The organism is Brevibacterium sp. 1718 (assembly GCF_051131255.1).
In the GTDB taxonomy this organism is placed as follows: Bacteria; Actinomycetota; Actinomycetes; order Actinomycetales; family Brevibacteriaceae; genus Brevibacterium; species Brevibacterium sediminis.
Map to the genome: position 1 here is coordinate 4,145,277 of NZ_CP186550.1, position 12,210 is coordinate 4,157,486.

General features: G+C 65.4%; 8 protein-coding genes and 1 tRNA gene. 4 read left to right on the forward strand and 5 right to left on the reverse strand.

The features are described 5' to 3' along the window. Window positions 1–15 precede the first annotated feature (15 nt). A tRNA-Sec gene (locus ACOZ9V_RS18590) sits at window positions 16–110 on the reverse strand. Between the two features lie 199 nt (window positions 111–309). Here ACOZ9V_RS18590 and ACOZ9V_RS18595 point away from each other — a divergent pair. Together ACOZ9V_RS18595 and selD are read left to right on the forward strand one after the other, a co-directional pair. Continuing rightward, window positions 310–4,302 (forward strand): phosphodiester glycosidase family protein, encoded by a 3,993-nt coding sequence (locus tag ACOZ9V_RS18595; protein WP_181271847.1) that lies wholly within the window; start codon window positions 310–312, stop codon window positions 4,300–4,302. A 111-nt stretch (window positions 4,303–4,413) separates the two neighbouring features. Continuing rightward, window positions 4,414–5,400, forward strand: a complete 987-nt coding sequence (selD, locus tag ACOZ9V_RS18600) for a selenide, water dikinase SelD (RefSeq protein WP_181271846.1) — start codon at window positions 4,414–4,416, stop codon at window positions 5,398–5,400. 4 nt (window positions 5,401–5,404) lie between these two features. Here selD and ACOZ9V_RS18605 read toward each other — a convergent pair whose 3' ends face one another. Continuing rightward, window positions 5,405–6,013: a TetR/AcrR family transcriptional regulator gene (locus tag ACOZ9V_RS18605; RefSeq protein WP_172173284.1), complete on the reverse strand. Its 609-nt coding sequence runs from the start codon at window positions 6,011–6,013 to the stop codon at window positions 5,405–5,407. A 175-nt stretch (window positions 6,014–6,188) separates the two neighbouring features. On the opposite strand from ACOZ9V_RS18605, the gene ACOZ9V_RS18610 reads away from it, so the two are divergent. Together ACOZ9V_RS18610 and ACOZ9V_RS18615 are read left to right on the forward strand one after the other, a co-directional pair. Next, a complete protein-coding gene (locus ACOZ9V_RS18610) occupies window positions 6,189–7,454 on the forward strand; it encodes an MFS transporter (protein ID WP_181271845.1) in 1,266 nt (421 codons plus the stop codon). Further along, complete coding sequence (locus ACOZ9V_RS18615) at window positions 7,451–9,097, forward strand: amidohydrolase (RefSeq protein ID WP_181271844.1); 1,647 nt, start codon at window positions 7,451–7,453, stop codon at window positions 9,095–9,097. Before ACOZ9V_RS18610 ends, ACOZ9V_RS18615 begins: the two co-directional genes overlap by 4 nt. A 77-nt stretch (window positions 9,098–9,174) precedes the next feature. Here ACOZ9V_RS18615 and ACOZ9V_RS18620 read toward each other — a convergent pair whose 3' ends face one another. The 3 genes from ACOZ9V_RS18620 to ACOZ9V_RS18630 all read right to left on the reverse strand — a co-directional run bounded on the left by ACOZ9V_RS18620 (window position 9,175) and on the right by ACOZ9V_RS18630 (window position 12,151). Beyond that, the gene (locus ACOZ9V_RS18620) at window positions 9,175–9,393 is read right to left on the reverse strand and encodes a hypothetical protein (RefSeq protein ID WP_181271843.1); all 219 of its coding nucleotides are present in this window, start codon (window positions 9,391–9,393) and stop codon (window positions 9,175–9,177) included. 320 nt (window positions 9,394–9,713) lie between these two features. Then, complete coding sequence (gene nrfD, locus ACOZ9V_RS18625; protein WP_434592482.1) at window positions 9,714–11,027, reverse strand: NrfD/PsrC family molybdoenzyme membrane anchor subunit; 1,314 nt, start codon at window positions 11,025–11,027, stop codon at window positions 9,714–9,716. Beyond that, the gene (locus tag ACOZ9V_RS18630) at window positions 11,024–12,151 is read right to left on the reverse strand and encodes a 4Fe-4S dicluster domain-containing protein (protein WP_181271841.1); all 1,128 of its coding nucleotides are present in this window, start codon (window positions 12,149–12,151) and stop codon (window positions 11,024–11,026) included. The genes nrfD and ACOZ9V_RS18630 overlap by 4 nt, the downstream gene beginning before the upstream one ends. Between the last annotated feature and the right edge of the window lie 59 nt (window positions 12,152–12,210).

The following is a 12,210-nucleotide window of genomic DNA, read 5'->3' on the forward strand; positions in this document are numbered from 1 at the left end:
GAACCGCGAAACGGTTGGCGGAGGCGGACGGGAATCGAACCCGCCAGACCGAGATACTCGGTCTCACTGGTTTTGAAGACCAGGGCGCCCACCAGGACACGGACGCCTCCATAAGGAATCCTATCGCGAGTGTGAGCGAGGTGAAGCGAAGGGCCGATGCGGCCGGGGCGGCGCTCGATTGACCAAACGAACCAGTATTGAGCGCGCCGGTACCGATCTTCCGACCGAGTTCACTCACCATTCGCTCAGGCTTCTCCGAGCGCGACTTAAGGTGACAAGGTTCCCAGCCATCACCACTCGAAGGTCGCCATGCCCTCTTCGCTTCATCCTGCCTGGTCACGCCGCCGATCCCATCCCGCCGGAGGGCGACTATTCATCCCCGCCATCCTCGCCACACTGGCGGTCCTCGCTGCCCATGTCGCACCCATCGGAACGCTCCCCGGTCTTCCCGGTCCCGCCTCGACACCGGCCCATGCTGCAGCACCAAGCGAGGACGACCTCGGCAAGGACGGGTCGGCACTGCGCGACGTCGAAACCAAACGCGTGGCTCCGGGACTCGACCTGACGAACTTCTCCCGTCTCGAGGACGGAGGGTGGAACAACGGCAATGTGCTCACCGCGGACCTCACCACGGACTCCCTGTCGATGGACGTCCGCGACACGGGAAAGGTCGCCGGCGCCGGTACCACCAGCGAGATCATGGCGGGCGGACCCGAGGGGAAGAAGGCCGTGGCCGCCGTCAACGGCACGTTCTTCGACATCAACCAGTCGTGGGCACCGATCTACACCTCGGTGTCTCGGGAGGGAATGCGCATCGGCTCGAAGGAGGCCAAACCGGCGCTCACGCTCGAGGACAAGAAGGCAGCCGTGTCGATGCTCTCCGCGGCGGGAACGCTGACCCATGACGGGCAGGAGACGGAACTCGGCGGATTGAACAACCCGGAGCTGAGCCCCGACACCATCGGTGTGTACAACGAGGCGTGGGGAGACCATACGCTCGACCGTCCGGTCGGCGGCCCCGATGACATAGCCGCCGAGGTCGCCCGCGTCACTGTCGTCGACGGAAAGGTCACCGAAACCTCGGGCATGGTAGACGAAGCGGGCGACCCGGAAATCCCGGCAGAAGGACAGGTCCTGCTCGGCCGCGATGCCGGGGCGAAGACGCTGTCGGAACTCGAAGTCGGCGACGACGTCGATGTCGAGATCGGACCGAGCGAGGATGTCGACATGGGGATCGCGGGCAGCCACCAGATCCTGGCCGACGGCTCGGTTCCCGACCTCCCCGCCGGCGACCTCGAAGACACCGAACACCCGCGCACCGCGGTGGGCATCAGCAAGGACGGTTCGGAGCTGTTCGTCACCACCATCGACGGACGCAGCGAGTCCTCGGGAGGCATGAGTCTCGAGGACATGGGCGAGTTCTTCTCTGACATCGGCGCCTACAACGCGGTCAACCTCGACGGCGGCGGGTCGACGACGATGCTCGCCCGCACAGCCGGCGCAGATGCTCCGGCACTGCAGAACGACCCGTCCGACGGTAAGCAGCGCACCGTCGCCAATGCCCTCGTCTTCTACTCAGATGCCCCCGCGGAGCAGCTGGCCGATGCGCAGATCGAACCCGAACTCGACGGACAGACCACCGTGCTCAAGGGGCTGAGCCGATCGATGAGGGGCACCGGGCTCGGTGAGAATCTCGAACCGATCGCCTCCTCCGGAACGTTCTCCGCCGACGGCGGAGTGAAGCTCGCCGACTCCGATGAGTCGAACGCCCGCGTGACCGGTGAGACCACCGGCAAGGGTCGCGTAAGCTATGCCGTCGACGGGCACACCGCGCGACAGGACCTCGATGTGCTCGGCGAACCGGTCGGACTCTGGTCGAGCGCGCGGAGCATCAACCTCGAGGACGCCCAGGACTCGCAGACGGTGTCCCTGACCGGCTTCGACTCCGAGGGCAGGCGTTCTCTCATCGAAACCGGCGACATCGACGTCGACGCCGACGAAGGGCTGAGGGTCGACACCGACAGCCTCGGCGAACTCGTCGTCTCCGCCGATTCGTCGACGGCTGGGAAAGGCAAGGACTCCCGCGACGACGAACCGACGTCCGGGAACGTGAAGCTCACCGTCGGAGACGTGACAACGACGATCCCGGTGACCGTCGGCACCGAAACGACCGAGGTCCTCGACTTCTCCGACACCTCGGCGTTCACCGACGGCCACGATCGGGCCACCGGCTCATTCACCGCAGGTGAGCCCAGCCCTGATGGCAAGCCGAGCATCGATCTCACGTATGACTTCTCCACCTCCTCGGCGACGCGCGGCTACTACCTCATCCCGAAGGAGCCGGTGAAGCTGGAAGGCAACACGGTGGCGTTCGAGATGATGGTCCGCGGCGACGGCACCGGGGCCTGGCCGAGGCTGCAGGTGAGCACTCCCGACGGCACAGTGACGAACATCGACGGCGACCACATCACCTTCGACGGGTGGCAGAAGGTCCGCTTCACCGTCCCGGAGGGGCTCTCCCAACCGCTCACCCTCGAACGGATCCGGATGATGGAGACCCGGTCTGCCGAGAAGTACAAGGGGGACATTTCGATTTCGGACCTCCAGGCGATCTCCACGCCTGAGACCGACGATCCGGCCACCTCGGCGCGGCATGATCCGGCGCTGCTGACGACCGGGACCGTCGCTGACCGTCCGCAGAACATCGCCGTGATGAGCGACGCCCAGTTCGTCGCCACCGACCCGGATTCCGAAGCTGTCAAGGGTGCCAGGCGGACGCTCAAGGAGATCCGTGCCGCAAAGCCGGATCTGCTCGTCATCAACGGCGACCTCGTCGACGAGGCCTCTCCGGAGGATTTCGAGCTGGCGAAAACGATCATCGACGAGGAGTGGGATGAGTCGATCCCCTACATCTACGTGCCCGGCAACCACGAGATCATGGGTGGGGAGATCGACAACTTCGAGGCCGCGTTCGGTTCCCCGACGGGCGAGCGCACCGTGGGGCGGACGAAGATCGTGACCCTGAATTCCTCGGACGGAACGTTGAACGGCAGCGATGATTCGCAGTTGAACATGCTCGAAGACGCCCTCGGCGAGGTGGCCGAACGTGACGAGCTGACCGGCATCACCGTGTTCTTCCACCATCCCCCGCAGGATCCGCTGCCGTCGAAGACGAGCCAGCTCGGGGACCGGCGGGAGGCCGAGGAACTCGAGAAGAAGCTCGGAGAGTTCCGCAAGGACAGCGGGAAGTCCGCGGCCGTGATCAACGGCCATGTGGGGGCGTTCCACGGGTCCGCGGTCGAGGGCGTGAGCTACCTCATCAACGGAAACTCCGGGAAGGGTCCGGCCGGCACTCCGGCGACCGGCGGATTCACCGGATGGACGATGCTCGGCGTCGATCCCGGCGTCGGTGACGTCGGTGACGATCCGAGCACGGCCGATCGGGTCGGATGGCTGGCCGCGGAGACGAAGCCGCGCGTCGATTCGATCTCACTCGAGGCACCCGGCTCCCTGGCCCCGGGTCAATCCGCGGACGTCGCTGCGTCCTTCACTCAGGGTGAGCGCACCGTTCCCGTCGGGTGGCCGGCGACGGCTCAGTGGGGTGGTGACGGGGTCGTGGTCGATTCCGGCGCCGAGGTGGCCATGCAGCAAGCGACGGGCGCGAAGGTCAGTGCCCAGTCAGTGAAATCCGGGGCCCCCGAGGCGGCCTCCGACGTCGTCCGCGTCAACCCGGCGACGGGTCAGATCACCGCGGAAAACCCGGGAACAGCGACCCTCGAGGTCACCGTCAACGGCAAGACCGCGAAGGCCACCGTCGAGGTCGCGGGAGAAGAACCGCCTCCGGGTCCCGGCGATGACGACGGATCTGAGGACAGCGGAGCATCGGCCGACAGTGCGGGAGCTGAGGACGGCTCCGACGCTTCCTCCACGGGAGGCGAGGACGGCTCATCGGAGGGGTCGGACGATGACGGCGCCTCGACCAAGGCCTCGGCCGGTGCCGATGAGGATTCCTCGGAGGGAAGCGGTTCGGACGGAGCCTCGTCGAATGCCTCTTCGAGTGACTCGGGCGGCAGCGAGGCGAGCGGCTCGTCGGACAGCGAATCGGACGGCACTTCGTCGACCGCCTCGTCGAGAAGCGATGCGAACGCGGACGGGTCGTCTGACGGGAACGGCGATCTGCCGCGCACGGGCGGGCCGGTTCTGCTCACCGCACTGCTCGGCGCGTTGCTGGTCATCGGCGGAATCATCGCCGTCGGCGCGGCCCGCGCGCGGCGGGCCGGCCGCCCGGCGGGGAGGCACTGACCCGGGCGAACGACTGGCCGTGCGCCCGTACGGAGGTGCACGGCCGCTTCGGCGACGGAGTGGAATCGGGCGTCCGTCGACGCCCTTGACCGCCGGTGTTAGTCTCGCAGTATGACTGCGATTCAGGACCGTCTGACCTCGTTCGCCCACGGTGGAGGATGCGCCTGCAAGATCCCTCCCGGCGAGCTCGAGGACGCGGTGCGCGGCCTGGTCGGTCAGCCCGGCCCGGATGTCCTCGTCGGCCTCGATGACGGCGATGATGCCTCGGCGGTGCGAGTCCGCGATGACCTCGCGGTGCTCTCGACCGCGGATTTCTTCACCCCGGTCGTCGATGACGCCTACGACTGGGGACGGATCGCGGCGGCCAATGCGCTCTCGGACATCTACGCGATGGGCGGAACCCCCGTCACAGCGATCAACCTCGTCGGGTGGCCGCGGGAGAAGCTGCCGATGGAGCTGCTCACCGAGGTCCTGCGCGGCGGGCTCGACGTCGCAGCGCAGGCGAACTGCCCCGTGGCCGGCGGCCATTCGATCGACGACCCCGAACCGAAGTACGGCATGGCCGTGACCGGTGTGGCCCACCCGGATGAACTCATGCGCAACGATTCCGCCGAGGCGGGGCTGCCCCTGACATTGACCAAGCCGATCGGCGTGGGGATCCTCAACAACCGGCACAAGCAGACCGGCGAGGTCTCCGAGGAGGCCATCGCCACGATGACCGCGCTCAATGCCGTAGCGTCACGGGAGGCCGTGGCTGCAGGCATACGAGCGGCCACGGATATCACCGGGTTCGGTCTGCTCGGGCACCTGTTCAAGATGGCCCGTGCCTCAGGAGTCGGAGCGGTCATCGATGCGGCCGCGGTACCCCGCCTCGGCGGTGTCGATGAGTCGATCGCTGACGGGTATGTGTCCGGCGGGACCAGGCGAAACCTCGACTGGGTACGACCTCATCTGACCGCGGATGATTCCGTGACCGAGGACGACCTGCTGCTTCTGGCCGATGCGCAGACCTCCGGCGGACTGCTCGTCGTCGGCGAACTGCCTGGTCACCCCGTCATCGGTGAGATCGTCGCCGGTTCAGGCGTGCACGTGAGGTGAGGGGCTAGGGCTGAGGGATCCCAGCCTCGATGCCGGCGATGATGATGTCGAGACCGCGTCGGTAGAGCCGGTGATTGCGCTCGGTGCCCGCAGGGTGATTTTCAATCAAACTGGTGAGCCGCGAGTCCTCTGACGCAGGAGCGAAGATCACCTGCGGCGACAGCGCGTCGAGTGCGGCTCCGAAGGCAAACGCATCGAGCACCTCGATCGTCGTGAGAAGCTCGGTCTCCGGCACACCCGCATCGGCCAACACGTCGATGAGGGACTCGTAGAGAGTCAACGTCCCGGGTTCCTCGACTGTGACTCCGAGCAGGTGGATCATCACCCGCGGATGATCCGAATACAGCCGCCACAGCGAATCCACCATAGCCTTCAGGTTGTCTTTCCATGACCCCTGATCAGGGATGTTCAGGGCGTATTCGACGCTGAGAACCTCACGCATCGCGTGGATGACCCCTTCACGTCCGTCGACATGATGGTAGATCGAGGACAGACTGACCCCGAGCTTCTTGGCCAAGGGCTGGATCTTGAGCTCACCGCCGCCATCGATCATCCCAATCGCTGCGCGTCCGATCTTCTCCCGGCTCAGCAGTGGGGAACTAGGTCGTGCCATGAAGCGCTCACTTCCTCAAGGACGTCCGGACGCCCAGGCGCTTAAGGGGCCCGAATTCTGGACGTATCGCTACTCGCCTGCGCATTGACAAGGTCTCGGTGTACGGGCACCATTCTATATAACCGAAAACTTTTCGTTTAATTCGCGAAACTCGCACTGGCAAAGGGGCCGACCTATGAGTTCCACTTCCACCTCCGCACCGCCGACACCGGATGATCCGCGGGTCCCCCTCGGGCCGCGGAACGGATCTGCAGTCTTCCTCGTCTCTCTCGCCGGACTCATGCTTGCCAACCTCGCTCCGCTGATCATGTCGGTCTTCGAGCAGATCGGATTCGACGTCGTCGCCTCAGGCAACATCCTCACGTGGGGACTCTTCACTTCGGCGATCATCGGGTTAGCGACCTCCCGTGCCGCAGCCGGGACCAGGAGACGCACCATCGCCGCCAGCGGACTCGGCATTGCGACTATTGCCTTTCTCGTCGCTGCGCTGGTCACCGGACCCACAGCGCTCATCGTCATCAGCTTCCTCATCGGCTCGGCGGGACTCGGCACTGCGGTATCGACCTCAGGTGCCGCGATTGCCGCACTGCGGAACCCCAACCGGGTCAGCGCATCGTCCGGAGTCGTCAACAGACTCCTCGTCATGGTCGTCCTCGCCGTCATTCCCATCCTCGGCCTGGCCCAGATCACCGTCTTCGGATCACTGGCCCTGCTATCGCTGGTCAGCTTCGCCGTGACGGTCTGGTTGCCGAGCACACCTGAAACATCGACGACCGAGGTGCTCGCCGAAACCCGAGCCGAGGCGACACCCTTATCGAGTCGACCACGCACACCGCGCACAGTCCTCCTCGCAGGAATCGGCGTGCTCATAGTATTCCCCCTGTGGGGAACCAGCGAAGATTCTGTCTGGACACTTGCCCCGACTCTTGGTGATGCGGTCGGCATGTCCGATCAGACCCTCGGCTTTGCGCTCAGCGCGGCTGCGGGCATCGGCGCCGGAGCAATGCTCGTTGTGACCCTGCTCGGCAGCCGAATCGGACGCGCCCTGCCCTTGGGCATCGCACTGGCACTCGGAGGAGCGATCAAGATCTGGATCGGTGTGGAGACGGACCCCGCAATGCTCGCCACTCTCATCATCGCGGTGAACACCATCTACGCCTTCGCCTTCACGCTCTTCATTGCCACTGCCGCCGGTCTCGATGCGCGAGGAAACTGGTCAGGACCGCTGATCGGGGCCTATATCGTCGGTTCGAGCTTTGCCCCGATCATCGGAGCCTGGATCATCGACGGTGTCGGAATTCCGACCTTCGGACTGATCGTGGGTCTCGTCAGCTTCGTCCTCATCATTCCGACGATGCTCATCGCACGCGTATCAACCCGCGTAGAGAAGACGCTCAACAGCCTCGACGAGGCCGCAGTAACCCACGAAAGGACACCATGACCACGGTCTATGAGAATGCCGTTGTCTTCACCGGAGACGAACACGCACCGATCGGCCAGGCAGTGGCGATCGACGCCGGCCGTATTCTCGCGGTCGGAGACACCTCAGCGGTCCTCGATATCGCGGGAGACTCCGCGCAGCGGATCGACCTCGAAGGCAGCCTCCTCGCTCCCGGATTCGTCGAGGGACACACGCACCTGATGATGCTCGGCCAGACGCTCGACAAAGTTCAGCTGCGGGACTGCACGAGTCTCGAGGAGATCCAAGAGCGCTTGGCGCTCAAGCGACATGAGCAGCCCAAAGCCCCGTGCGTGCTGGGCTCGGGTTGGATGTTCGACGCCATCCCCGGCGACCGGCCCACGGCTGACATGATCGACGAGGTGGTCAGCGACGTCCCCGTGCTCCTCGACTCCAATGATGTGCATTCCGCTTGGGTGAATACAGCAGCGCTTGAGGCCATGGGCATTACAGAGGCGACACCGAACCCGCACGGCGGCGAAATCGTCCGTAATGGGCAGGGGCAGGCGACAGGGTTCCTCCTCGAAAACGCGGCGATCGAGTACGCATGGTCCTATCTCGAGTCCGTCACGACCGATGAGGATCGTGATCGGTTCCTCGACAGCGCCTTCCGCGTCTATCTGGAGAACGGAGTGACATCGGCGACCGACATGGCGGTGGGCGAAGCAGAGGCGGCGACTTTCCGCCGTCGACTCGAGAGGGACGGACGACTGCCGTTTCCCATCACTGCTCACTGGCTGCTGCGGCCCACCGGCGATCCGGCCCGCGATCTCGCCGCTGTCGCACGAGCCGCCGAGATTCGCGACCAGTTCGCCGAACTTCCCGGCTCCGAATGGTTCCGCATCGTCGGCGTGAAGTTCATCCTCGATGGGGTCATCGATGCCTGCACTGCAGCCATGCGCGACCCCTATGTCGACGGAACGCAGGCCGGGCCGATCTGGTCGTTCGAATCGGCGGCTCCGGTCGCTGTCGCTGCCGATGCCCATGGACTCGAGCTTGCCATGCACGCCATCGGTGACCACGCCAGTGAGATCGCCCTCGACCTTGTGGCCGAATGCGTGCGCGTCAATGGACCCCGAATCCGGTCCCCGCGGATCGAACACCTCGAGTCGGTGACCGATGAGACGATCGCACGCATGGCCGGCCTCGGCGTCGTTGCATCGATGCAGCCGGTGCACTGCGATCCGGCGATCATGGGCAATTGGATGACGGTGCTCGGAGGGCAACGCGCCGAGAACGGGTTCCCGTGGCAGAAGTTCCGTGAGGCCGGAGTCCACATTGCTCTGGGCACGGATGCGCCGACGGCACCGCATCAGATGTCGCACAACCTCTTCATCGCCTTGACCACCCGCTCGGCATTAGAACCTGGGGATACCAACTATCATCCGGAGCGAGCCTTCACGCCAGCCCAAGCATTGGGTGCGCTCACGCATGCCGCGGCGCGGGCAGGGGGATTCGCCGACGGCATTGGCCGGATCACCCCAGGGGGTCGTGCCAACCTCGTCGTTCTCGACGTCGATCCCTTCTCCGATAGTGAAGACCGACTGCTCGAGGCGCAGGTGCGCGCCACGATTGTTGACGGTGAATTGGTGTGGAGGAAAAGTGATTCAGTCGTAGATGGCTGACCTGGAATAAGAGCCATTGCCCACAGGCCGCGTCTTCAAATGACGGTGCTGCGACTCGGCGTCACCGCGATACCTGCTCAGCGCGGGGTGATGTCCTCGTCGCGGAACTGGCGGAAGCTGGCCATACAGAACCAGAAGATGACCCCCTGGACGAGTCCGAACAACAGTGTCTTCCACCAACTGAACATCCCATTGCTCAAACCAAGGAAATTCATTAGGAAGTAGATCAGCGGAAAGGCCACCGCGACCGCCACACCGAACCTAAGGCTCTGACGATCCTTGAGCAGCTTCTTCATAGGTCTCTCACGCTACCCGACGCACTTCAATTTGCAAGCAATGTTGCTGAATAAGGTGCCTGGTGAGGCTGTTTTTGACGCCGATCAGCGTTCGCCGAGGGAGATTTCGCGCAGCGAGTTCGAGCATCCTTCATCGGTCGTCGCACACCACCCCGTTGCACCGAGGTGTTTTCGCACTGAAGGCGAGGGGTTCCGCCGGAACTGTATGAAGAGCCACTCGCGAGTGGGTGCTGGCACTGCCGGTGCCCAGCAACACGAACGGTGAGGGGTGCTCACGGTGAGGGGCGCTCGCGCTTAGCGGTGATGCCTTGCCCGCCCGTCTACCGGCCGGTGGTGATGGAGTCGTCGGTGATGCCGCAAGCCCGACGCTCTTCGAGGCGAGCGCGCTGCGGTTCGACCACGTGACGCGGGTCCTTCGTCGATTCGATGCCGGCTTCCAGCACACCGAAACGCGTGTACGCCGAGGCGGCCGCCAAGGCCGCACCGGAGACGACGGACAGCCCCCGCAGCACAGCACGCGTCTTCCAACTCCGCTTTGCGACTCCAGCAGAGCCTGCACTTCCGACAGCCTCAGCAACTGCGCCAGCCACATCTGAAGCACTCGCTGAGCCGCCAGAGCTACGCCCACCCAGCTTCTTCGCGAACACGCGCGCCCCCACCTCGACGACGGCGGCTCCGACGGCTCCGGCGATGAGCAGCTTCTCGGCGCGGTGGAGCTTGTGTCCCGGTTCGCCGTCGTCCATCGGATCGACCTCGGCGGGGTGCATGCGCTTCCTCATCGCCGACATCGCATAAGCCTCTCCAGCGGTGCCGGTGAGGGCGAGCAGTCGGGCCGGGCCGGTCTCGGTCACCGGTGCCAATGCCATCGCGGCACCTCCGGCGGCCATCGATGCCGAGGACACGAATACGTACGGCAGACCGTTGCGACCGGCGGCGTTCCAAGTCGGAACGGCCGTCGCCCCGAGAAGCACAGCGGTATATGCGGCCAGCGGAGTGGCGAAGAAGGCGGATTCGACGGCCGCGGGCGTCTCCATCGCATGGAGCACCTTGCGCAGCGGGCCCAGAGGCAGCAGCTTCTCACCGGTGATCCGGTCGAGTTCGATCGCGAAGGTCACTCCCGATCCGACGCCGAAGCCGGAGAGGATCCAGGTGCCCAAGCTCATCGGCGATGAGACTTTGACGACGCGCATCATATTGAGGAATCGTTCGGGCCTGCCGAGGTCAGCCACGAGAGCGGCACCGCCGATGCCGGTCGCGGCGATCGCAGTCATCCGGGAGGCGATGCGCAGACCGGGCCGATCGGTCAGCTGCGCACCGAAGCCCAACAGAGACGAACCGCCCGCCAGACCGCCGAGGAACAGGTAGGCCCCGATCTCATCGCCCCACGGTGGAGCCTTGACGATCGGTCGACCGTAGTAGGACGTGAATTCGACGTCCTCGACCATCGGCATCTCACGGTTGCCGTCGGCACCGCGGTTCTTCCACCCGCCGCCACGGCCGTTGCCGCCGCGACCGCCCCGACGGCCACCGGAACCGTCAGGTCCGCTGGGACCTCCGCGGCCGCCTCGGCGGCGTTTTCTGCGTCCGCCTTCCGGCTCGGGTGGGCGGTAGGAATCGTACTCTGAGGTGCTCATGAACGGCGGCTCCCGAGGAACGCGAGTCCGGCCGCGGCGACCATGCCCAGCGCCGCGATCCCGGCGTTGGCGTACATCTTCGGCAGATCCTTCGTCGCGACCCGCGGGTCCGGCGGCAGGCCGTAGACCTCGGGTTCGTCGAGGAGGAGGAACACCGATCCGGTGCCGCCGACCCCGTCGTTCGGGTTCGCCCCGTAGAGGCGAGCCTCGGTCAGGCCCTTCGCGTGGAGTTCGGCCACGCGGTCGTGCGCCTGGTCGACCATGTCCTCACGGTCGCCGAACTTGATCGACTGCGTCGGGCAGGTCTGCGCGCAGGCTGGTTCCTGACCCTCGACGAGGCGGTCGTAGCAGAGGGTGCACTTGTTCGCGGTGCCCGCGTTCGGCACGTCCATGTCCGCGGCCTTGCGATCATCCCGGTCGGTGGGGGTGTTGATCGTGCCGTCGTCTCGGCGTTCGATGACGCCGAAGGGGCAGCCGGCCACGCAGGTTCCGCAGCCGTTGCAGACATCGTTCTGGACGACGACGGTGTCGAATTCGGTGCGGAAGAGCGCACCGGTCGGGCACACGTCGAGGCAGCCTGCGTGCGTGCAGTGTTTGCACACGTCGGAGGACATCAGCCAGCGGAAGTCCGCGGTGTCCGGGGGTGTTGTGTCGACGTTCGACAGGTCGGTCGGCTCCAGGGCACCCGGTGCCAGTAGATCAACGTTGAGGTCGGGGGTAGTCGGCAGACCGGCGGAGGTTCGGCCCTCGGCCGCCGCACCCAAGGCCCCGTCCAGCGGCTGCGCGGCGGCAGACTCATCGGTGCGCGGGCGGATCGTGGGCATGCCGAGATTGACGAGCTTGCGCCCGGATTCCCGCGCCTTCTCGATGCGTTCGGAATCCTGTTCGATGAACGCGACGTGGCGCCACGTGTTCGCCCCGAGGCTGCCCGTGTTGTCGTACGAGGAACCGAGCAGTTCGAAGGTGCCGTCCTGCGGGTTGCGGTTCCACTCCTTGCACGCGACTTCGCAGGCCTTGCAACCGATGCAGATCGAGGTGTCGGTGAAGAATCCCTTGCGGTTGTGCGCGGAATCGTGCCAGTGCCCGTCCGCCAACGTGCCGTCATCGATCGTCGGTGTCGACATCAGTCGTCCTCCTCCTCGTTCTCCTGCCGATCCCGAGCCGCCCGGGCGCGAGCTTCCGC